Genomic DNA, 23563 nt, shown 5'->3' with positions numbered 1-23563 from the left:
CACTGATGAAGAAAATCACTTGGAGAAAACATCATAAATGGCTGGGATTACTGTTCTGCTTCTTCATGCTGATGTTTTGTCTGTCCGGCATTGTGCTGAACCACCGTTCCACGGTAGCGGAAATGAACATCAGCCGAAAGTGGCTGCCCGCAAGCTACCATTTCAAAAACTGGAACGGAGGGTTGTTGCGTGGTACACTCTGCTACCGGGAAACGAATTCCAGATCCGGCATATTGCTTTACGGAAATAGCGGAATCTGGAAAACAGATTCTTGTGCCTCTACCTTTACAGACTTCAACAACGGCTTGCCCGAAGGTATGGACTTCCGCAATATACGAGGAATTGTACAGACACCTACAGGTGAATTGTTTGCAGCAGGAGCTTTCGGGCTTTTCCGTTATGGCATGCACAACAGTTGGCAAGCAATCCCTCTCGCATTGGAAGAAGGCGAACGGCTGACAGACATCATCTGCAAAGGAGACACACTGATAGTGGCAGGACGTTCCCGCCTTTACTCTGCCATGCCACCTTACAATAACTTCTGTCCGCTGCAAATAAAAGCTCCTGAAGGCTACAGCGGCAAGGTGTCGCTCTTCCGTACTATCTGGATGCTGCATAGTGGTGAATTATTCGGCATTTTCGGTAAGTTGCTGATGGACACCGTAGCTGTGATACTCATCATGCTCTGCCTCACGGGTGTACTCTATTGGCTGCTCCCCAGATATATCCACAGACTCCGGAAAGCCGGGTACAATGTGACCGGAAGTATGCATCTTTTAAGGTCCTCACTTGCATGGCACGATAAGATAGGACGAACCACTATTATCCTAACTCTTTTCATCTGCATTACAGGTTGGTGTCTGCGCCCACCCCTGCTGATAGCATTGGCACAAAGCAGTATCCCCGCCATTCCGGGCACTTCAATCCACAGCTCCAATGCATGGCATGATAAACTCCGTATGTTGCGGTATGACGACCTTCAGGGAGACTGGCTACTCTCCACCTCAGAGGGTTTCTATGCACTGAATACACTTAACAGTATTCCCGTCAAAGTGAAGAAAGCCCCTCCGGTCAGCGTAATGGGCATGAATGTATGGCAACGGGATGCCCGCGGCAACTGGCTGTGCGGTTCATTCAGCGGTATGTACGTATGGAACAGGCAATCAGCCTCCTCTACCGATTACTTCACCGGAGCGCCTGCACCCGAAAAAGCGGGAGCACCCTTCGGACAAAAAGCAATTACGGGATATAGTGCTGATTTCCCCCTCAGAGAGTGCATTGCCGAATACTATACCGGTACACCGTTTGCCCCCATGCCGAAGCAACTGTCATATCTACCCATGTCTCTCTGGAATCTGGCTTTGGAAATACACACGGGACGCATTTACACTTTCTTGGGACAAGGTACGTTGATATTCATCTTCTTTGCAGGAGGGCTTGCGGTGTGGTGTCTGTGGAGTGGATACAAGATAAGAAAGCGCAAATTTGCCAACTGACTCAAAGAATCTTATAAAAAAGAATGCACAATCACTTTATGTAGGTAGCAGCGCACCTCCTTTTCCTGACAATACTCCTATTTGTAGGTATTGCCTGCCATCACAAATAACGCGATCTTTGCAACAACCAAAGATGAAACAATGGATAGCATATTGAAACAAACCTCGAACGGCTTTATCTCTTTTTGCAGCAAATGCAATGCCTACAATCTGGAATTCGGGAATTTATTCTTCAGGTTTACCGAAGACGAATTCCAACATTTCTGTCGGTATATCTCATCCATAGACGGTGAATATTATCAAAGGATGAATCAGAATATGAGGAATGCTCGCAAAATTTTCTTACGGATGCCCTTACAAGGTTTTTATTGCGCCCTTCATCGAGAAGAATTAGAAGAATTGAAACGTTTGGTAGATTATACAAATATAGAGGAGGAAGTAAATTCTTTCCAGAATTTAGAACATTACTCTTTAAACTAAATGAATTATTGATCAAGTATGAAAATTGAAAAAATCGTAGCCCGTGAGATTCTTGATTCACGCGGCAACCCCACAGTAGAGGTGGACGTAATTTTGGAATGTGGCATTATGGGGCGCGCAGCAGTACCTTCCGGAGCTTCAACCGGTGAGCATGAGGCATTGGAACTCCGTGACGGTGACAAGAAACGCTACGGTGGAAAAGGTACACTGAAAGCCGTAGAAAATGTAAATAAGATTATCGCTCCCACCCTAATCGGCCGGTCGGTTTTGGAGCAACGTGGCATTGACCACAAAATGCTGGAGCTGGATGGCACGCCTACCAAGTCCCAATTAGGCGCCAATGCCATTCTGGGAGTTTCATTGGCAGTAGCCAAGGCAGCGGCCGCTTATCTCGACATACCTTTATACAGATACATCGGGGGTGTAAACACATATGTGATGCCTGTCCCTATGATGAACATCATCAACGGAGGTTCCCACAGTGATGCGCCCATCGCTTTTCAAGAATTCATGATTCGCCCTGTGGGTGCTTCTTCTTTCCGCGAGGGATTACGCATGGGAGCCGAAGTTTTCCATGCTTTGAAGAAAGTGTTGCATGACCGTGGCCTCAGCACTGCTGTAGGCGATGAAGGCGGCTTTGCTCCCGCATTGGCAGGCACAGAAGACGCTTTGGACTCTATCATGAGCGCCATCAAGGCCGCCGGCTATGAACCGGGCAAAGATGTAAAAATCGGCATGGATTGCGCTTCATCCGAATTCTTCAGAAACGGTATCTATGACTATACAATCTTTGAAGGTGAAAACGGAAAGAAACGTACTGCCGACGAACAGATAACTTATCTGGAGGAATTAATCAACAAATACCCGATTGATTCTATCGAAGACGGTATGAGTGAAAACGATTGGGAAGGCTGGAAGAAGTTGACTGAGCGCATAGGTAATCGTTGCCAACTGGTTGGAGATGATCTGTTTGTGACCAATGTGGAATTCCTTGAAAAAGGTATCGCCATGGGTTGTGCCAACTCGATCCTTATCAAAGTCAACCAAATCGGTTCACTCAGTGAAACACTGGATGCCATTGAAATGGCACATCGTCACGGTTACACCACCGTAACCTCACATCGTTCCGGTGAAACCGAAGATGCCACTATCGCAGACATTGCCGTTGCTACCAACAGCGGTCAGATCAAAACCGGCTCATTAAGCCGTTCCGACCGTATGGCCAAGTATAATCAATTGCTACGCATCGAAGAAGAATTGGGAGAACTTGCTGTCTATGGCTACAAAAGAATAAAATAACCATTTGTAGTGAATAAGTCATAAAAGGAAATAGCGTCTTTGGGAAAAGGCGCTATTTTTTCTTTATATTCACTTCATAAACAAGAAAGTATCATCCACGAGTCATAAGACGATGTCCGGCCATTTTTTCATATTTCGTACCGGGACGGCCATAGTTGGCATAAGGATAGATAGAGATACCGCCACGGGGAGTAAAGATACCTGTCACTTCAATATATTTGGGGTTCATCAAGTGAATGAGATCTTTCATTATGATGTTCACACAATCTTCATGAAAAGCTCCATGATTACGGAAGCTGAAAAGATACAGCTTCAAACTCTTACTTTCCACCATTTTGATATCAGGAATGTAACTGATTCGTATTTCCGCAAAATCGGGCTGTCCGGTAATGGGACAAAGGCTGGTGAACTCAGGACAGTTGAAACGCACCCAATAATCATTGTCCGGATGTTTATTGTCAAAAGCCTCCAACACCTCAGGAGCATAGTCCTGTTTGTACTCCGTCCGTCTTCCCAATAAGGAAAGCTGGTCTTTTAATTCTGTCATCACTTTATAGTTTTTATGATTTATGATTTGCCTGCCAAATATTTATCCAATCCTTCCTTGCGCAATTTACAAGCGGGACAATGCCCACAGCCATCACCCTGAACACCATTATAGCACGTAAGTGTTTCATGGCGAACCAAGTCAAGCACTCCCAATTCATCGGCCAACGCCCAAGTTTCAGCCTTGTCAATCCACATCAACGGAGTATGAAGTACGAACTGTTCGTCCATCGCAAGGTTTAACGTTACATTAAGTGACTTGACAAAGACATCCCTACAATCTGGATAGCCACTAAAGTCTGTCTGTGAAACTCCGGTCACAATATGGCTAATGCCCCGTTCGCGGGCATAAACAGCAGCCACACTCAGAAAAAAAAGATTACGCCCCGGCACAAAAGTATTCGGAAAACCATCCTTCGGCTTCTCCTGATCCATTGCCATATTCATATCTGTCAGTGAATTATGCCCCAACTTACCAATAAAAGACACATCCATCACTTCAAATTCCACTTTGGCCCTATGGGCTATCTCACGCGCCAGCTCCACCTCTTTCTGATGCTTCTGACCATATAGAAAACTCAACGCATACACCTTCTTGAACTCACGTTTTGCCCAGAACAGGCAGGTGGTTGAATCCTGTCCGCCACTGAAAACCACCAAGGCGGCATCTTTATTTACTTTATTCATATATCAAGTGTTTATCGATTTACAATTGAGGCTGCTCAAAGATCTCCAATCTTCCATATTTTATAAGAGATCCCGTCATCATAGACATCGCTCCCGTCTATCCGTTTGATGGCCTTTACCACGCGGATCGTCACAGGCAGAATCACTACCTCATACATGGATTTCAGTATCACCTGCACGCACATCATCAGCAGCAACTCTCTCCAGGCTATAATGCCACCAAAGGCCACCGGGAAGAATATCAGAGAATCTGCCGTCTCTCCCACCACCGTTGACCAAATGGCACGAGCGGAAAAGTTACGTCCTCCGCTTGCCAGCTTCATCCGGCTCATCACATAGGCATTAAGGAAGGAGCCGGCCAGAAATGCCATCAGGCTGGCTGCCACGATACGAGGCGCCATACCGAACACAAAGTTGAAATGGGGGGCTCCTTCCCAAAACGGGGCGGCCGGCAAAGCCACGGCTATCAGCCCCAGCATCACTACAAAGAAATTCATGGCAAAGCCACTCCAGATGATCAGACGGGCTTTACGGAAGCCCCAGACTTCGGCTATGCAATCATTGATAATATAAGAAATAGGAAAAACCAATAGTCCTGCGGTTACGGTAATGCCGTAAACCTGAATGACTTTTGTTTCAAGAAGATTGGCTGCAATCAGGCAGACATTAAACAGAATGCCCAGCAGCATAAAGGGTACAGATACTTTTTGCTTCATACTCCTGTTTTTTACGTGGTGTTCTGGAATACACGACCGCTATTCACGGCATCATACATAATTAAGTTAATGATTTCACTCCAGTTAAATCGGGGACAAAGATACGCTTTCTTTCGCTTTCTTCAAAACCATTATTTGATTAAGTTGCCAAGTTTGCCCACCGACTGCAAGCTTCCATTGACATCAGAAAACTATAAATCCGTCCCAATGCTACGTTTGGGACGGATTTATAGCATGTGACGACAAGAATCAGAACTTATAGTCAAGACTCACTCCAAACACCTTATTGGTGCGGCTATACACATTTGTACCACTCAATCCAGTACCGTTATAGCTTTGGGAAGTCTTGGTATAATCTTCATAGTTGGTCCACATATAGCCGATATTCAGATTGGCTTTCGCAGTCAGCTTCAACTTCGCCCCTACACCCAAAGTATAAGAATCGCAAGAGAAGCTGGTATCGCCCTGATAATTGTCAGACAATCCATAGTCCGTAATCTGACCTCCGCAACTCAGCGTCAACTGCTTGGTTACGTCCCATTCGATACCCGCCAGATATTCGTTCGTTCCTTTTGTCAGATATTTCTGTTTGCCACCCGCCATGCCAGCACTCTTATCATCGTAGAAGTGATACTCCACAGATGCGCGCAGCACAGGAAGGAACTCGTATGCAGCCGCCACGGAAAGCATTGAAGGTATGTCATTCGGAGTATTCACACCGTGCTTGAAGGCGGCCAGCGCACCATCCTGATCCGAATTCTCTTTCGTATTGTTTTCAATATTCAGGCTGGTCATAAACTCATATTTGGCTCCGAAATTAAATTTGCCTAATTTGGCATCCACACCGATGACCGGTGTAAATCCCCAGCCGGTCTGGTCACAATCCAATGCCAGGTGCATCAATTCAGCACCACCGAACTGCTCTTTCAGATCAGCATTCACATAGCCCTTATATCCGCCTGTGAAATAATTCATACGGCCACCCGCAAATGCCGAAAGCCATTCATTGACCTTATAGGTCAGCCCCAACTGCACGGAGTAAATGTATTGCTTGCCATCCATGGCACTATTGATGTTGTACATGCCGGGAGTGACAACAGGAGTCTTTCCATTGTTGGCAATATACCTATCCAAAGAGGACTTAAAAATACCTGCCATAACCTGTGATTCGAACATAGGCAGACCATCGTCGAACGATGCCTTTCCGCCTCCACCCGTGATTGCAAAGAACCCGGAAATGGTCCAATCACCTTTCTTATAAGCCGCAAACACACTGGGAATGACAGGCGCAGCGGCCTTTCCCTCATAATATTTGGAAAAAGGTGCAACAGAAGGCTTACCTGTGGCAGCATCAATGCCACTGTATGTCAAATAGTCGGCATTAATATTTCTCGTTTGAAATGCACTCTGAATGCTCAGCGACATATAGAAGCCGTCTTTCGGCAAAAAGGCCAGACCGGCGGGATTGGATAAAGCGCCGTCTATTTCGGTAGTAGCACCACGAGACAGCATACGAAGAAAAGCAGCATGTTGATTTGTATTAGTCAGGAGACCTCCTGCAAAAGTTGAAATTGAAACGATCAGCATCACAATGCCAATCAATAAGAATTTTCTCATCTAAATCTTTTTTAATTGTTTTCGGGCGCAAAGGTACAACAATATGGCACAAAAAAAAGCTTTTTGTGCAGAAATCATAAAGCAGAAATGTTTTAATTGAGAAAATCAATTGTTTCTATTGAAACAAAATCCGGCAGATGCCCCATCCCAAGGGAGAAGCTTATTATAAGCGATTTCACTGCTATCCCTAAGTTTCCTCCTTGCCACGATTAAGAAAAAAGGCAGGCAACCTTTATTCTTTCCGCCATGGTGTTCTTTGCTTTCCACCACGGTGGAAAGCAAAGAACACCATGGCGGAAAGAAAAGAACTCCACGGTGGAAAGAGTAACCACCGGGCAGCAAACAAATTAATGTTCGGCAAGAAAAACAATAATCCATGCCATGACAAAGCTTATCTTGCACCTCAAGTGAACTTTATAAGCCCTGCACTTGTTTTTCATTCATCCAGCAATACTTTAAAATTATTTATTTATGGCATCATATACCATCGCATTTTTTGGAAGCAAACCCTATGACGAAGCATCATTCAACGAAAAAAACAAAGAATTCGATTTTGAGCTCCGGTATTATAAAGGTCATCTCAACAAGCATAACGTCATATTGACTCAAGGTGTACATGCCGTTTGCATCTTCGTAAACGATACGGCCGACGCTGAAGTAATCCGGCTTATGGCGGCCAACGGTGTGAAACTTCTGGCACTGCGATGTGCAGGATATAATAATGTAGATCTGAAAGCAGCAGCCGAAAACGGCATCACCGTGGTCCGTGTTCCGGCCTATTCTCCCTATGCCGTAGCAGAATATACCGTCGCCCTGATGCTGTCACTCAACCGGAAGATTCCACGTGCCACATGGAGAACCCGTGACGGAAATTTCTCACTTCACGGATTATCAGGCTTTGACATGCATGGTAAAACAGCAGGCATCATCGGAACCGGAAAAATAGCCAAGAAACTAATCAGCATCCTGAGGGGATTCGGAATGAACATCCTGGCCTACGACTTATATCCGGACTATAATTTTGCCCGCGAGCACCAAGTGGTTTACACCAGCCTCGACGAACTTTACCATAATTCGGACATCATATCCCTGCACTGCCCGCTGACCGAACAGACCAAATACCTGATCAATGACTATTCCATCGGAAAAATGAAGGACGGTGTAATGATCATCAATACCGGACGAGGACAGCTTATTCACACCAATGCCTTGATAGAGGGACTGAAAAACAAAAAAATCGGATCGGCAGGATTGGACGTGTACGAGGAAGAAAGCGAATACTTCTACGAAGACCAGTCAGATAAAATCATTGATGACGACACATTGGCACGCCTGCTTTCATTCAATAATGTGATTGTCACATCCCATCAGGCTTTCTTTACGCAAGAAGCATTGAGCAATATCGCTCAGACAACATTGCAAAACATCAAAGATTTCATAAATCACAAGCCATTGGATAATGAAGTGAAGCTATGAGTATGACACTTTTACATAAAATAACAACCTGAACCGAAGCTTTGTGCTGCGTTTTTCGTAATATTGCGCTATAATTGAACTCATGCATGAAACTTGATTACATTTATCACAGTGGCTTCGCCATTGAAACGGACGGGGTGACAGTTATCATCGACTATTACAAAGACTCTTCGGAAGAAAGCTATAATAAAGGTATCGTCCACGATCGCCTCTTGGAAAGACCGGGTGTAATCTATGTGCTTTGCTCACATTTCCATCCCGACCACTTTAACCGCGAGATTCTTTCATGGAAAACAGCGCGCCCCGACCTCCGTTACGTTTTTTCCAAAGATATTCTGAAACACCGGCGCGCTTCGGCCGAAGATGCCACATACCTCAACAAAGGTGATATTTATGAAGACGAGAATATCCGCATCGAGGCTTTCGGCTCCACCGACGTCGGCATTTCATTTCTGATAGACCTGCAGGGCAAACGTTTTTTCCATGCCGGCGATTTAAACAATTGGCATTGGAGCGAAGAATCAACCCCGCAGGAAATACGCAAGGCCGAAGGAGATTTTCTTGCCGAAATAAACAAACTGCAGCAAGCCACCTCTTCGATAGATGTAACCATGTTTCCGGTGGACAGCCGTATAGGAAAAGATTACATGCGAGGAGCAGAACAATTCGTAGAACGAATAAAAACCACTATCTTTGCGCCCATGCACTTCAGTGAAGATTATCAGGGCGGCAACGCTTTCAGGCAGTTTGCCGAACGCAAAGGATGCCGATTCCTGACCATCACGCACCGAGGACAAAGATTTGATATTGAAAATTAAAACAAACAGATACTATTATGAGAAATTTCGCACAACTTCTTTTTACGTTATTCTGCTTCTGTCTTCCGGCAATCTTAAATGCACAAGACAAAGACGACAGTAAATATCTGGCCGGAGCCGTTCCTGAAGTTGACGGCAAAGTCGTATTCACCAAAGAATTCAGCATTCCGGGAATGTCTCAGGATGAAATCTTTGACCGCATGTCCAATTGGATGGATGCCCGTTTAAAGAAGAACGGCAATAATAGCCGAATCGTTCTTGCAAACAAGGAAAAAGGGCAGATTGTAGGTATAGGCGATGAATGGATTGTGTTCAGCTCAAGTGCCTTGTCATTAGACCGTACCAAGATCTTTTATCAACTGATAGTGACCTGCCAACCGGAAAAATGTACGTTTGGTGTAGAAAAAATACGATTCAACTACCGCGAAGGCAAAGAAAAATACACCGCTGAAGAATGGATTACCGACAAGTATGCAATGAACAAGTCGCAGACCAAGTTAGTGCGCGGACTTGCCAAATGGCGCAGAAAGACAGTGGACTTCGTCGATGACCTTTGCTCAGGCGTGGCCGAATCACTCAGTGCCGCCGATGGTGCTCAAGAGAAAAAGGAAGAAAAGAAAGAGGAAAAAAGCGTGGCCAACACCGGGCCAATGATTATTATGCCCAAGAAACAGGTAATACCCGCCACCCCATCGGCTCCGCAAACTTCCGTTACTCCGGCAGAATCTGCTACTCAGCCTGCTGCCACTTCAGCATCAGGCCAAGCATCGGACTATAAGGAAATAGCTCCAAGTCAACTGCAAGCCGATGCCATCCAGACCGGAGCCGGCAGACTGGTTATCGTCATAGGAGAAGACCCTTTCAATATGACTATGATGACAGCAAATTCCGGCGGTTCATTAGGTAAAGTAAATGGCAAGCCTGTCATATTCAGTATCTTGTCGCCCGACCAACCTTATGAACAAGTGGAAAAAGCAAAGAATTATATAATCCGCTTCTACCCCATGGGCAAAACAGAACCTACCGTTATATTAGAATGCAAAAAACTGCCTTCGCCTGCAACAATGGAAGGTATGCCACGTACATACATAGGAGAAATTTTAAAAGCAATGATTAAATAAGTCAAATGATAAAACCATATAAACAGAAATGGAAATAAAAAGTAAATTCGATCACTTCAATATCAATGTCACCAACCTGGAACGTAGCATCGCATTCTATGAAAAGGCATTAGGACTGAAAGAGCATCACAGGAAAGAGTCGTCTGACGGCTCTTTCACTTTGGTGTATCTCACAGATGGAAGCACAGGTTTTCTGTTGGAACTGACTTGCCTGAAAGAACATCCGCAAGCCTATGAACTCGGAGAAAATGAAAGCCACCTTTGTTTCCGTGTGACCGGTGACTATGATGCCATACGCCAGTATCACAAGGAAAACGGCTGGGTATGCTTCGAAAACACAGCAATGGGGTTGTATTTCATCAACGATCCTGATGATTATTGGATTGAAGTACTTCCGGTAAAATGATATTTTCCCCTATTTTAATTCTCCATTGAGTATAAACACCCCAAAATAACAGCATCATGAGTATAGAAGAAGCAATGATGGGCGGTATTGTTTTCAAAGGCAAGAAAGACAAGCCCAAAGAAGAAAACAAAGTAAAAACCAAAGCCAAAAAGAAAACTTATATTACCGGACTGCATGGTTCCGGTGCAGCAAAAATGAAAGCAGATATCCGCCGTAAACGTGCCAACAGGCATAAGAAATAAAAACAATGATCAATACCAATCTCCTGTCCGCCGGCAAAGATCCGATGGGCGCAGCCATAGCCGATTATCACAAACACCACAAGGCCGGACGCTTACGTGTATTTTCCTCGCTGTTCGATGAAGATGAAATCCCTGTAAAAGAATTATTCCGTACAGAGAAACAAATGCCAATACTGGAACGCACAGCTCTGGAGATGGCAAGTGGCAAGATTCTGGATGTAGGCGCAGGAAGTGGATGTCACAGTCTGGCTTTGCAAGAAGCCGGAAAAAACGTACATGCCATAGACATCTCTCCGCTTTCCGTAGAAGTGATGCAACAACGTGGAGTACACACTGTTACACAAACCAACTTATTTGACAAGTGCTTTTGCAATTCGTATGACACCATCCTGATGCTGATGAACGGTTCGGGTATTATCGGAAAATTAGAAAATCTGCCGGAATTCTTTCTGAAAATGAAGCTATTGCTCCACCCTGATGGTTGCATACTCATGGACTCCAGTGACCTAAGGTATCTGTTTGAAGAAGAAGACGGAAGTATTGTAATAGACCTTGCCGGAGATTATTATGGTGAAATAGATTTTCGGATGCAATACAAAGACATACAAGGAGATTCATTCGACTGGTTGTACATCGACTTCGAGACTCTCAGCCATTATGCAGCAGAAAACGGCTTCAAAACAGAACTCATCAAAGAGGGCAAGCACTATGATTATCTCGCCAGATTATCTTTCCAATAAAACAAATATGGATTACATGGAAAGCATCTCATCAATCTTTGCCACCAAAGAGGAAAACTCTTCCGGATTGTATAAACGCGTCAACATCACGATACGCCCTTCCCTATCAATCAATACATTACGAGTAATTCCTGCCTGACGAAACGCATAATTGGCAAAAATATCCGCACCGGGATCTAATCCCAAAGGGTAAGTAATCCCTATTGACTTGCCGAAAGCAATCACTTTATCCAAAGGTTCATCACGATCAATACCGATCAATATAAATTCCGGATCGGACTTATGTTTCGACCAGATATCCCTTTCTATGAAAGGCATTTCCTTGCGGCACACGCCACACCAACTCGCTGTAAACTGCAACATCACCACTTTGCCACGAAGTTCCGACAAAGTGACACTCTTTCCATCCGTCAACCGTACCGTAAAATCGGGAGCCACATCCCCCACTTTCACTATGTAACCGGTATCATCAGCCGCAACATCCTGTGCCCTGCCTGCCACAAAACAGACCATAAACAGGCAGAAAAACAACATTTTTACTTTTTTCATCTTATTCAGTCTTAATAATGCATATAAATTGAAAAAGCTCCGACCATTGCTGACCGAAGCTTTTATGCTGCGAGGTACCTGGCAGATTCGAACTGCCGTACACGGTTTTGCAGACCGCTGACTAAGCCACTCATCCAAGGTACCAATTGTTTTCTCTTGATTGCGGATGCAAAGGTAGTACATTTTTTGAAACTACCAAACTATCCACAGCAACTTTTCTTCTTTTTTTTCCCTGTACAACTGCATCCACCATGCTTTTCATCATACAACTTCTTTAATTCACAGCCATTTGTACAACCATTACACGGATTGGAATTTTCTTTGATCCGATGAAAAAAAGAATAGATATTCATGCCAATCCGTATGGAACAAAACAATAATAATAGAGCTACTACCCATTCCTGCCAATTATTCATACAAACAAACCTCCTATCTGATAAATAACAAAAGATATACCCCATGCCAAGACTGTGGTATAAAATGCCGCAAACCAAGCCCATTTCCAGCTACCTGACTCCGATTTGATAGCTGCCAACGTAGCAATACATGGAAAGTATATCAGTACAAATATCATGTAACCGAAAGCAACTAAAGGCGTAATCGGAATGCGCTCCCCCAAACTTACAGCGTCTGCATCAGCATCATCAGCATACAGTACCCCCAAAGTACTCACCACTAATTCTTTAGCACCTACACCTGAGAGAATGCCAATGCCCAGCTTCCAATCAAATCCCAAAGGCGCAATAATCGGTTCCATCGCTTTGCCAATCCGTCCGATATAAGAATTTTCCTGTTGTTCCGTTACACTTTTGTAGGCATTATGATCAGGATAATATCCTAAAGCCCATATCACGATGGAGGCGACCATAATAATCCCCCCCATCTTACGTAGATACTGCGCCCCTTTCTCCCAAGTATGACGAAAAATAGTTTTTGTTGTCGGCATGCGATAAGGCGGAAGCTCCATAACAAACGGGGTGTCGTCTCCTTTCACCAGGAAACGACAGAAAAGACGCGCCATAACCACCGCCAACAATATACCGGTAACATAAATCAGTAACAATACAAGGCTGGCATTATTAGGAAAAAAAGCTCCTACCAACAATAAATAAATAGGCAGCCGAGCACTGCATGACATCAAAGGATTAATAAGCATGGTAACCAAACGACTCTTACGATTTTCAATAGTACGTGAAGCCATGATTGCCGGAACATTGCAGCCGAATCCCATAATCAATGGAATGAAAGATTTTCCATGCAAACCCATCTTGTGCATAATCTTATCCATAATAAAAGCGGCACGTGCCATATAACCGGAATCTTCCATCAAGGAAATGAAGAAATAAAGCAAAAGAATATTCGGAAGAAAAACAATGACACCTCCCACACCACCGATAATCCCATCTATCAACAGATCTTTCAGAGGTCCTTCACCCATATTATTGCGTATCAGGTCGCCTAAAATCCCAACCATCCACTCAATACCCTGCATAGGATAGTCTCCCAACACAAAGGTTCCTTCAAACATCAGATATAAAAACAGGAAAAAAATAGGGTATCCCCAGACACGATGAGTCACAATCGAATCTATGATATGAGTAGCACGCGATGTATCCTCGTGGTTATCCACATAAGTCTCACGCAATGCACCGGCAATAAAACCATATTTAGCATCGGTTATCGCCTGTTCACTCTCCTCATTGACCACATCACGAATGCGTTGTTCTTCCCGGTCACGTACCTCAAGTATTTCCTTACCATTGGGAAGCTCCCGAACAATTCTTTCCAAGTCGTTATCATTCTCCAATAATTTGATAGCCAAAAAACGCGTAGAATATTTATGACGGATATTTTCATTGGTACTGATAACATGCTTCACCTCTTCAATACTCCGTTCCAATTCCGGACCATGGTTAATATGAATGTGGCGATAGAAACCATGCGGACGTTCACCTTCCTCCTTGTGGCTACCGAATCCATGATCAGAAACGTGCTCCTCATGCCAATTACGCAAATCATTCAAAATATCGGCATGTATCTTACCTTTTTTATCAAGGAAATCTCCCCCCTCATAGATATTAATGATGAGATGGAACAATTGCTCAATGCCCTTTCCTGAACGACTGACAGTAGGAAGCATCGGAACGCCGAAAAGTTGTCCCAACTTCATATAATCGAGTGTATTGCCACTGGCTTCCAATTCATCGTACATATTAAGTGCAATTACCATACGCACATTCATATCTATCAATTGTGTCGTAAGATAAAGATTACGCTCCAAATTGGAAGAATCCACTACATTAACAATAATATCAGGTGTCTCATTAATAATATGCCGACGGACATATATTTCTTCAGGCGAATAGGCTGAAAGAGAATAAGTACCGGGAAGATCAACGATGCGAAAATGATATCCTTGAAAATCAAAATATCCTTCTTTAGCATCTACAGTCACGCCACTATAGTTTCCTACATGCTCATGCGACCCGGAAGCGATATTAAAAAGAGATGTCTTACCGCAATTGGGATTTCCTACTAAAGCCACGTTTATGGTGCGGCGCTTGCCAAGAGCGAGGCGCTTCAGACATTCTTCATCCAAATGAATATCTTCACTCAGACCTTTATGAAAATCAGGCTGTATCTGCCGTTCCCCTACTTCTTGCTCACCGATAATCTCTATCATCTCGGCTTCCTGTCTCCGCAAGGAAATGTCATACCCCATCACTTTGTATTTAATCGGATCTTTCAATGGGGCATTCAGCAAAACTTCTACCGTCTTTCCTTTTATAAATCCCATTTCCACAATCCGCTTACGGAAACCGCCGTGTCCCAACACTTTTACGATTACCCCTTTTTCACCGGTCTTCAACTCGGACAAACGCATAGTCTCTGCCTTTCTTTGTTATTTTGGGTACAAAGATAACGTTTATGGCCACACGTCACAAACAATTTAGAATGTTTTTAAATAAGAGAACATCAAAGCCTGTATTTGCTTCAATAAATCAATGGAAAAAAAGAAACTTATCGTATCTTTGCATCATGAACATGCAGAAGATAACACAATTCATCAACCGTAACAAGCTCTTCTCCCAGAAAGACAAGATACTTGTAGCATTAAGCGGTGGAGCTGATTCTGTAGCTTTGTTGCGTTTGCTCCTGGCTTTAGGTTACACTTGCGAAGCCGCCCACTGCAACTTTCATCTCCGCGGTACGGAATCCGATCGGGATGAAACATTTGTTCGCAATCTATGCAAAACACTTCAGATTCCCTTATATATCATTCATTTTTCTACGGAAAAAGAAGCTAAAAAGAGACATGTTTCCATCGAAATGGCAGCACGAACACTGCGGTACGAATGGTTTGAAAAAATGCGTAAAGAATGCGATGCCGGTGTTATTGCCATTGCACACCATCAAGATGATAGCGTGGAGACACTCTTACTTAACCTGATCAGGGGAACCGGTATCAATGGTTTACAGGGAATACGCCCCATAAACGGGAAAATAGTACGCCCCCTACTCTGCCTTGGCCGGAAAGAAATCATAGAATATCTTGAAAGCATAGGACAAGAATATGTCACGGACAGCACTAATTTCCAAGATGAATACACCCGGAATAAAATACGGCTGAATCTTTTGCCAATGATGCAGGAAATCAATCCTTCCATAAAAGAGAGTATCCTCAGGACAGCCGGATACCTGAATGATGTATCTATCATATACAACAAGGGAATAGAAGAAGCCAAACGCCACATATTGACAGAGAAAGGAATAGATATCAACTTACTATTACAGGAACCCGCACCGGAAACTTTATTGTTTGAAATATTATATCCATTAGGATTCAATACTTCCCAAATAAAAGACATATATCAGGCATTGGACAGCCAATCCGGAAAAATATTCACCAGTGCCGAATGGCGGATTGCTAAAGATAGAAAGTTGCTGTTGATACAATCAAAACAAGAACCTCACAAACCAATATTGGAAATGAGAGAATATAACTATACTCCTGAATTCATTATCCCTCAAGATAAAAAGACTGCTTGTTTTGACGCAGATAAGATAAGCAATCCACTGTCTTTACGCCTTTGGAAACAAGGGGATTCATTTATTCCTTTCGGCATGACAGGAAGAAAAAAGATAAGCGATTATCTGACCAACTGCAAATACTCGATTTTCCAAAAAGAGGAGCAATGGGTATTATGCTGTGGTGAAGACATTATCTGGTTGGTAGAAGAAAGGACTGATAACCGCTTTCGAATAGATGAAAAAACCAAAAAAGTTCTGATAGTAACCTGCAAACGATGACAGTGTACTCACTACAAATAGTCCAGATTAACAGACCTTTCGCTAAATGATGATTCTATTTTCTTTTTGTTTCTGAAAACAATCGGCAAGCAATGCAGCAAAAGGCGTATTGTAAGAACGCGCTTTCTGTGGGCAACCTTTCACACAGGCACAGCACTTAATACATTTCTCTACAATCGTATCACATTCATTCCCTTTCAATATAGCCTCTGCCGGACAGTGGCTCGCACAATATCCACAATGTGTACAATGTTCTGCATCAACCTCCGGAACATACGGTAAAGAAACACCATTTTTTTTCAGCTTAACAAGCCGCCGCAAGAATCGAAGTAATGGAAGTAAAGGCTGGTGCGGACGCTGAATTCGCGTAACATCCACACCATACACTTTCTCCATATCGATTGCAGCAAGAATCTTAGCATAAATTTTCTCACCAAAAAATTCTGCGAACTTCAAATCCCTCGCATCCGGACGTCCAACAGCTATGGGATTACTCTCGTTACTATAAGAATGCTCACCAATAAAAGTACCTCCGGCAACCACTTTGAATCCCAATTCTGAAACAAAAACATCTAAATCAGTCAAAGCCTTTTCATAAGCCCGATTCCCATAAACAACCACAACGACTGCCGGTGAGCCATTCGCACGAATATTTTTCATACGTTCCAAAGCTAATGGAGATACATGTCCTCTGTAAACCGGAACCGTAATAACCACCAATGTTTTTTGTGGGATTTCGAACTTTTCAGCAGTATGTAACGTTAAATCTGTAATTGTCACTCTTGAACAACCTGTACCTCGAACAATCGCTTCACCTACTTGCTTGGAGGTATGAGTAGGTGAAAAAGTAATCAGATGTGCATCATATATATCCATAATCTATATCTATAATAAAGCAAAGATAAAGTTTTAATTTCAAAAAAAAGACAATTTATTCATGAAACCAAAAATATTTATTACCTTTGCACGGTTGAAACATTCTGAGACTCCTTATTGAGGTGAGGATAGTAAATCAGATTTCCGGTTCAATAATAAATATCCCAATTAAATCATAAATTACAAGGTAAACTTGCCAAAGTTGCTTCAGCCAACAATTGCAACAATGCATTTGTGCCTTTTCAATAAACAAATATTAAACCATTCACACATATACTGTATGTATAACATCATTCAATTAAACGACAAAAATCTGTCGGAGTTGCAAACTATTGCCCAAGAACTGGGTATAAAAAAAACAGACTCTCTCAAGAAAGAGGAACTTGTTTATAAAATACTTGATGAACAAGCCATAGCCGGTGCTACCAAAAAAGTAGCCGCAGAAAAATTAAAGGATGAACGTAAGGGAGACAGACAAAAACGCTCGCGCGTTACCCTCAAAACAGAAAGTTCCGACAAAGTTTTCACTGCCAACAAAAATGGTAACCTCACAAAGCCTAAAACAGAAGCAGTGCCCACAACCAAAGAACAACCGAAAGCAGCCGAAACGGTAAAACCGGCAACCACGCCTGCTGCCACGACATCACCTGTTGAAACTTCCACCACTCCCAAACGCAAACCGGGACGCCCTCGCAAGGTAAAGGAAGACACAATTGCCCCCCAAACGACAGAAACAGTAAAAGATTCCCAAACAGCAGAAGCGAAACCGAGTTTCGAACCGAAAGCACCTGCTGCCGAAACAAAAGTTGAGAAAAAAAATGTACCGGATGAAAATCCTATTCTGGCAGAAGCAGAAGATGACTTCATCCCCATAGAAGATCTCCCCACAGAAAAAATAGAATTACCTTCTGAACTTATCGGGAAATTTGAAGCAACCAAGGCAGAGATTTCTGTTCTTGCAGAGCAACCACAACAACCACAGCCACAGCGTCCACGTCTTCGCCCCCGCGACAATAATAATCCCCCCTACAGCAACAATAATAATCGTAACGGTTCTCAACAACGTCCCGTACAGCAACAGCGTTCTGTACAACAACCATACAACAACAGTGACTATGCAGTTCCCGAACGGAAGCCTGTGGAACGTGAAAAAGCCTACGAATTTGATGATATCCTTACCGGAACCGGTGTACTGGAAATCATGCAAGATGGTTACGGTTTCCTCCGTTCTTCCGATTACAACTACCTTTCTTCACCGGACGACATTTATGTTTCACAATCCCAGATCAAACTTTTCGGTCTAAAAACCGGTGATGTAGTAGAAGGCGTAATCCGTCCGCCCAAAGAAGGAGAAAAATATTTCCCGTTGGTAAAAGTTTCCAAAATCAACGGGCGCGATCCAGCTTTCGTACGTGATCGTGTGCCATTCGAACATCTCACTCCACTATTTCCGGATGAGAAATTCAGACTCTGCAAAGGAGGATATTCCGATTCCATGTCAGCACGCGTTGTCGATCTTTTTGCTCCTATCGGTAAAGGCCAACGCGCACTGATTGTGGCACAACCCAAAACAGGTAAGACTATTTTGATGAAAGATATAGCCAATGCCATTGCCGCCAATCACCCGGAAGTTTACATGATTATGCTACTTATAGACGAACGTCCTGAGGAAGTGACCGACATGGCACGCACAGTTAATGCCGAAGTGATAGCTTCAACTTTCGACGAACCGGCAGAACGTCACGTAAAGATTGCCGGCATCGTTCTGGAAAAAGCAAAGCGCATGGTAGAATGCGGACATGACGTTGTTATCTTCCTCGACTCTATCACCCGCCTGGCTCGTGCTTACAACACAGTATCCCCCGCATCAGGCAAGGTCCTTTCCGGTGGCGTGGACGCCAATGCGCTCCACAAGCCCAAACGTTTCTTCGGTGCTGCCCGAAACATCGAAGGAGGTGGTTCACTGACTATTCTGGCTACCGCATTGATAGATACTGGTTCCAAAATGGACGAAGTGATCTTCGAAGAATTTAAGGGTACTGGCAACATGGAGTTACAACTTGACCGCAACCTATCCAACAAGCGTATTTTCCCTGCTGTCAATATTGTTGCTTCCAGTACTCGCCGCGATGACCTGTTGCAAGATAAGCAGACTTTAGATCGCATGTGGATTCTCCGTAAATATTTGTCCGACATGAATCCGATAGAAGCCATGGACTTCGTGAAAGATCGTCTGGAAAAAACCAAAGATAACGATGAGTTTCTGCTGAGTATGAACAGCTAAACAGAATAAAATTAATTTAGTAATTGTAAATTAGATACTATGTTTGATAATTTAAGCGAAAGACTTGAGAGGTCGTTTAAAATTCTAAAAGGTGAAGGAAAAATCACCGAAATCAATGTAGCAGAAACCTTGAAAGATGTACGTAAAGCACTTTTAGATGCTGACGTGAATTACAAGGTTGCCAAAAATTTTACAGATACCGTTAAAGAAAAGGCATTGGGGCAAAATGTGCTGACAGCCGTAAAGCCCAGCCAATTGATGGTAAAGATTGTGCATGATGAGTTAACCCAACTCATGGGGGGAGAGACAGCCGAGATCAACATTGATTCCAAGCCTTCGGTTATCCTAATGTCCGGATTACAAGGTTCGGGTAAGACCACATTCTCCGGAAAATTGGCACGTATGCTGAAAGCCAAGAAAAACCGTAAGCCTCTATTGGTAGCTTGTGACGTTTACCGTCCTGCCGCCATTGAGCAATTACGTGTATTGGCAGAGCAGATTGAAGTGCCAATGTACTCCGAACCGGACAGCAAAGATCCGGTAACCATTGCCCAAAATGCCATTCAAGAAGCCAAAGAGAAAGGATATGACCTCGTAATCGTCGATACAGCCGGTCGTCTGGCCGTGGACGAAGAGATGATGAATGAAATCGCTGCTATCAAAAAAGCCATCGACCCGAATGAGATTCTGTTCGTAGTGGATTCCATGACCGGTCAAGATGCTGTAAATACCGCCAAAGAATTTAACGAACGTCTTGATTTCAACGGCGTAATATTGACAAAGCTGGATGGTGACACTCGTGGAGGTGCAGCTCTTTCCATTCGTTCGGTGGTCAATAAACCTATCAAATTTGTGGGTACAGGTGAAAAGTTGGACGCCATCGACCAGTTCCACCCTGCCCGTATGGCCGACCGTATTCTTGGAATGGGCGATATCGTATCATTGGTAGAGCGTGCACAAGAACAATATGACGAAGAAGAAGCCAAACGCCTACAAAAGAAAATCGCCAAGAATCAGTTTGACTTCAACGATTTCTTGAACCAGATTGCCCAAATCAAAAAAATGGGTAATTTGAAAGAACTTGCATCCATGATACCAGGGGTAGGTAAAGCAATTAAGGATATTGATATTGATGATAATGCTTTCAAAAGTATTGAAGCCATCATCCATTCAATGACTCCTGCTGAACGCTCTAACCCCGAAATTCTGAACGGTTCACGCCGCCAGCGTATTGCCAAAGGTAGCGGTACAAACATTCAGGAAGTAAACCGCCTCTTGAAACAGTTTGACCAGACTCGCAAAATGATGAAGATGGTGACAGGCAGTAAAATGGGCAAGATGATGCCTAAAATGAAGAAATAAAGAATTTAAATATAAATCCCGCTAATTTCATGAATGGAATGAAGTCAGCGGGATTTTTGCTTTATTCGGTTATTTGCTCTACATTTGTCAACTACGTACGATAATAATAACTTAAAATAATACTGAATATGACATTAATTGACGGAAAAGCAATCTCAGAACAAGTGAAACAGGAGATTGCAGCAGAAGTGTCTGAGATTGTGGCTCGTGGCGGTAAACGTCCGCATTTGGCAGCCATTCTTGTAGGACATGACGGTGGTAGCGAAACATACGTTGCAGCCAAAGTAAAAGCATGCGAAGTTTGTGGATTCAAATCATCCCTTATCCGCTATGAAGCGGATGTAACGGAAGAAGAACTGCTTGCCAAAGTACGTGAGTTGAATGAGGATGCAGACGTTGATGGCTTTATTGTACAATTACCTTTGCCTAAACACATCTCGGAGCAGAAAGTGATTGAAACAATTGATTATCGCAAAGATGTTGATGGTTTCCACCCTATCAATGTAGGTCGAATGTCTATCGGACTCCCTTGCTATGCATCTGCTACTCCCAATGGTATTCTTGAGCTATTGAAGCGCTACCAAATAGAAACCTCCGGAAAGAAGTGCGTTGTGTTGGGACGCAGTAATATCGTTGGTAAGCCTATGGCAGCCTTAATGATGCAAAAAGCATATCCTGGTGACGCAACTGTAACCGTTTGTCATAGCCGTAGCAGGGACTTGGTTAAAGAATGCCAAGAAGCAGACATCATCATCGCAGCTTTGGGACAACCCAATTTTGTAAAAGAAGAAATGGTGAAAGAGGGTGCCGTTGTTATCGACGTAGGTACTACTCGCGTACCGGATGCCAGCAAAAAGTCAGGCTTCAAGTTAACCGGTGATGTGAAATTTGACGAAGTTGCTCCGAAGTGTTCATTTATCACTCCTGTACCGGGCGGCGTAGGTCCAATGACTATTGTTTCTTTAATGAAGAACACCTTGTTAGCCGGCAAAAAAGCTATTTATCAATAACAAATGTAATGAAAACGCTCATTGCATTTATCACCTTATTATATAGCGTAAACCTTTCCGCTCAGGAAAGGATTACGCTATTATTTGTTGGTGACTTAATGCAACATCAAGCCCAAATAGATGCGGCACGTACACCTGATGGCAAATATGATTATTCCCCCTGCTTTTCGCTTGTCAAAAAGCAAATAGCCCGTGCTGATATTGCTATCGGTAACTTAGAAGTAACGTTAGGCGGCAAACCTTATCAAGGCTATCCGGCTTTCAGTGCCCCCGATGAATATCTTCAATCTATCAAAAACGCAGGTTTCGATGTATTACTGACTGCGAATAATCATTGTTTGGATCGCGGCAAAAAAGGATTAGAGCGTACAATATTAATGTTAGATTCCTTATCAATTCCTCATGCCGGTACTTATAGAAATATCACCGAACGTAAACAACACTATCCTCTATTCATCCATAAGAACGGATTCAGAATTGCATTACTTAACTATACTTACGGCACAAATGGTATAAAACCGAGTTCTGCTAATATTGTAAACTACATTGATAAAGACATCATTTCGCAAGATATTCTCAGTGCTAAAGCCCGCCGTCCCGATGCTATCATTGCTTGTATGCATTGGGGTATAGAATATCAATCATTGCCCAATAAGGAACAACGCGAACTTGCAGATTGGCTGCTTCAACAGGGAGTGACGCATATTATCGGCTCACACCCTCATGTCATACAACCAATGGAATTGCGTAAAGAAGGTAACCAGAAACATGTTGTGATATATTCTTTAGGTAATTTCATCTCCAATATGCAATTACCCAATACGGATGGCGGACTCATCTTCACTTTACAACTGGAGAAATCACCTTTACCCAAACCTATTCCTCCGAGATTTCATAGCTACAGTTACTCCCCATCATTTGAACCATCTACTATCCTCTCACCTTATTGCCATATATTCGATTGCAGCTATAATCTTATATGGACTGCACGCCCTGATCTGACCGGAGAAAAAAATTACATTATTCATCCCGTCTCACATCCATCGGATAGTATACCTCCAAATGCCTATAACCGTCTGAATATCTTTACTAAAAACTCACGAAAGTTCCTTCAACAGTATAATATAAGTATCTTTGAGAATAAAAAATAATGCAGAAATCACAAAAATATTCACCCGATTCTTTGCTATATCAAAGATTATCCATATCTTTGCACCGCATTTAAGAAATGCATAAACATGGTGACTGTAGTTCAGTTGGTTAGAGCGTCAGATTGTGGTTCTGAATGTCGAGGGTTCGAGTCCCTTCAGTCACCCTAATAAATCCTTATAGGTCAAGAACTTATGAGGATTTTCTCTTTATATAAGTCTATTGTATTACTACTAAATTTTGAGATAAATCCCTCCTAAATCTGTAGTTGTTGGCCTAATGTTGTTCCCAAACACAGGAGTTGACATGCTGACATTCAAAGTAGAAATATTAAAAAGCAAACAAAAATCTGATAAATGAGGATAAAATGAAATTTGA

22 protein-coding genes and 2 tRNA genes are annotated in these 23563 nt (G+C 43.1%); 15 read left to right on the top strand and 9 right to left on the bottom strand.

What is annotated here, in order from left to right:
- Nucleotides 1–5 precede the first annotated feature (5 nt).
- The 3 genes from BACHE_RS09180 (at nt 6) to eno (ending at nt 3275) form a co-directional block, all read left to right on the top strand.
- Nucleotides 6–1496 (top strand): PepSY-associated TM helix domain-containing protein, encoded by a 1491-nt coding sequence (locus BACHE_RS09180; protein WP_013547414.1) that lies wholly within the window; start codon nt 6–8, stop codon nt 1494–1496.
- 141 nt (nt 1497–1637) lie between these two features.
- Complete coding sequence (locus tag BACHE_RS17990) at nt 1638–1976, top strand: DUF6686 family protein (protein WP_013547413.1); 339 nt, start codon at nt 1638–1640, stop codon at nt 1974–1976.
- 18 nt (nt 1977–1994) lie between these two features.
- On the top strand, nt 1995–3275 hold the full coding sequence (gene eno, locus BACHE_RS09170) for a phosphopyruvate hydratase (RefSeq protein ID WP_013547412.1): 1281 nt from the start codon (nt 1995–1997) through the stop codon (nt 3273–3275).
- Nucleotides 3276–3366: 91 nt separating this feature from the next.
- Here the strand turns inward: eno and queF are convergent, their stop codons facing one another.
- The 4 genes from queF to BACHE_RS09150 form a co-directional block, all read right to left on the bottom strand.
- Nucleotides 3367–3822, bottom strand: a complete 456-nt coding sequence (gene queF, locus BACHE_RS09165) for a preQ(1) synthase (RefSeq protein ID WP_013547411.1) — start codon at nt 3820–3822, stop codon at nt 3367–3369.
- Between the two features lie 20 nt (nt 3823–3842).
- The gene (gene queC / locus BACHE_RS09160) at nt 3843–4508 is read right to left on the bottom strand and encodes a 7-cyano-7-deazaguanine synthase QueC (protein ID WP_013547410.1); all 666 of its coding nucleotides are present in this window, start codon (nt 4506–4508) and stop codon (nt 3843–3845) included.
- Between the two features lie 35 nt (nt 4509–4543).
- On the bottom strand, nt 4544–5224 hold the full coding sequence (locus tag BACHE_RS09155; RefSeq protein ID WP_013547409.1) for a queuosine precursor transporter: 681 nt from the start codon (nt 5222–5224) through the stop codon (nt 4544–4546).
- 249 nt (nt 5225–5473) lie between these two features.
- Nucleotides 5474–6841, bottom strand: a complete 1368-nt coding sequence (locus BACHE_RS09150) for an OmpP1/FadL family transporter (RefSeq protein WP_013547408.1) — start codon at nt 6839–6841, stop codon at nt 5474–5476.
- Nucleotides 6842–7312: 471 nt separating this feature from the next.
- Between BACHE_RS09150 and BACHE_RS09145 the strand changes: the two genes are divergently transcribed.
- From BACHE_RS09145 to BACHE_RS09120, 6 genes are all read left to right on the top strand, one after another.
- The gene (locus BACHE_RS09145; protein WP_013547407.1) at nt 7313–8317 is read left to right on the top strand and encodes a 2-hydroxyacid dehydrogenase; all 1005 of its coding nucleotides are present in this window, start codon (nt 7313–7315) and stop codon (nt 8315–8317) included.
- Nucleotides 8318–8403: 86 nt separating this feature from the next.
- A complete protein-coding gene (locus BACHE_RS09140) occupies nt 8404–9135 on the top strand; it encodes an MBL fold metallo-hydrolase (protein ID WP_013547406.1) in 732 nt (243 codons plus the stop codon).
- 17 nt (nt 9136–9152) lie between these two features.
- Nucleotides 9153–10256, top strand: coding sequence for a DUF4468 domain-containing protein (locus tag BACHE_RS09135; RefSeq protein ID WP_013547405.1), 1104 nt, complete (start codon nt 9153–9155; stop codon nt 10254–10256).
- A gap of 28 nt (nt 10257–10284) precedes the next feature.
- Nucleotides 10285–10662 carry a VOC family protein gene (locus tag BACHE_RS09130; RefSeq protein ID WP_013547404.1) on the top strand — a complete coding sequence of 126 codons (378 nt, stop codon included), beginning with the start codon at nt 10285–10287 and terminating at the stop codon, nt 10660–10662.
- Nucleotides 10663–10718: 56 nt separating this feature from the next.
- Nucleotides 10719–10904, top strand: a complete 186-nt coding sequence (locus BACHE_RS09125; RefSeq protein ID WP_013547403.1) for a hypothetical protein — start codon at nt 10719–10721, stop codon at nt 10902–10904.
- Nucleotides 10905–10912: 8 nt separating this feature from the next.
- Nucleotides 10913–11644, top strand: coding sequence for a class I SAM-dependent methyltransferase (locus tag BACHE_RS09120; RefSeq protein WP_187289302.1), 732 nt, complete (start codon nt 10913–10915; stop codon nt 11642–11644).
- A gap of 12 nt (nt 11645–11656) precedes the next feature.
- Here the strand turns inward: BACHE_RS09120 and BACHE_RS09115 are convergent, their stop codons facing one another.
- The 4 genes from BACHE_RS09115 to feoB all read right to left on the bottom strand — a co-directional run bounded on the left by BACHE_RS09115 (nt 11657) and on the right by feoB (nt 15077).
- Nucleotides 11657–12178: a TlpA family protein disulfide reductase gene (locus BACHE_RS09115; RefSeq protein ID WP_483458382.1), complete on the bottom strand. Its 522-nt coding sequence runs from the start codon at nt 12176–12178 to the stop codon at nt 11657–11659.
- Nucleotides 12179–12265: 87 nt separating this feature from the next.
- A tRNA-Cys gene (locus tag BACHE_RS09110) sits at nt 12266–12337 on the bottom strand.
- Nucleotides 12324–12458 (bottom strand): hypothetical protein, encoded by a 135-nt coding sequence (locus BACHE_RS17930; RefSeq protein WP_280956468.1) that lies wholly within the window; start codon nt 12456–12458, stop codon nt 12324–12326. Before BACHE_RS17930 ends, BACHE_RS09110 begins: the two co-directional genes overlap by 14 nt.
- A 147-nt stretch (nt 12459–12605) precedes the next feature.
- A complete protein-coding gene (gene feoB, locus BACHE_RS09105; protein WP_013547400.1) occupies nt 12606–15077 on the bottom strand; it encodes a ferrous iron transport protein B in 2472 nt (823 codons plus the stop codon).
- Between the two features lie 155 nt (nt 15078–15232).
- Here feoB and tilS point away from each other — a divergent pair, with 155 nt between their 5' ends.
- Nucleotides 15233–16504, top strand: a complete 1272-nt coding sequence (gene tilS / locus BACHE_RS09100) for a tRNA lysidine(34) synthetase TilS (protein ID WP_013547399.1) — start codon at nt 15233–15235, stop codon at nt 16502–16504.
- A gap of 42 nt (nt 16505–16546) precedes the next feature.
- On the opposite strand, the gene BACHE_RS09095 is transcribed toward tilS, so the two are convergent.
- A complete protein-coding gene (locus BACHE_RS09095) occupies nt 16547–17380 on the bottom strand; it encodes a 4Fe-4S dicluster domain-containing protein (protein WP_041579297.1) in 834 nt (277 codons plus the stop codon).
- A 280-nt stretch (nt 17381–17660) separates the two neighbouring features.
- Here BACHE_RS09095 and rho point away from each other — a divergent pair, with 280 nt between their 5' ends.
- The 5 genes from rho to BACHE_RS09070 all read left to right on the top strand — a co-directional run bounded on the left by rho (nt 17661) and on the right by BACHE_RS09070 (nt 23351).
- The gene (gene rho, locus BACHE_RS09090; RefSeq protein ID WP_013547398.1) at nt 17661–19664 is read left to right on the top strand and encodes a transcription termination factor Rho; all 2004 of its coding nucleotides are present in this window, start codon (nt 17661–17663) and stop codon (nt 19662–19664) included.
- A 39-nt stretch (nt 19665–19703) separates the two neighbouring features.
- Nucleotides 19704–21026: a signal recognition particle protein gene (ffh, locus tag BACHE_RS09085; protein WP_013547397.1), complete on the top strand. Its 1323-nt coding sequence runs from the start codon at nt 19704–19706 to the stop codon at nt 21024–21026.
- Nucleotides 21027–21154: 128 nt separating this feature from the next.
- Nucleotides 21155–22036: a bifunctional methylenetetrahydrofolate dehydrogenase/methenyltetrahydrofolate cyclohydrolase FolD gene (gene folD, locus BACHE_RS09080; RefSeq protein ID WP_013547396.1), complete on the top strand. Its 882-nt coding sequence runs from the start codon at nt 21155–21157 to the stop codon at nt 22034–22036.
- A gap of 8 nt (nt 22037–22044) precedes the next feature.
- On the top strand, nt 22045–23187 hold the full coding sequence (locus BACHE_RS09075; RefSeq protein ID WP_013547395.1) for a CapA family protein: 1143 nt from the start codon (nt 22045–22047) through the stop codon (nt 23185–23187).
- A gap of 90 nt (nt 23188–23277) precedes the next feature.
- Nucleotides 23278–23351, top strand: a tRNA-His gene (locus BACHE_RS09070).
- The last annotated feature ends 212 nt before the right edge of the window (nt 23352–23563 follow it).

It is taken from the genome of Bacteroides helcogenes P 36-108 (assembly GCF_000186225.1).
GTDB classification, from domain to species: Bacteria; Bacteroidota; Bacteroidia; order Bacteroidales; family Bacteroidaceae; genus Bacteroides; species Bacteroides helcogenes.
Note: the sequence above shows the minus strand (reverse complement) of the source record. Positions and strands in the feature narration are given on the sequence as shown.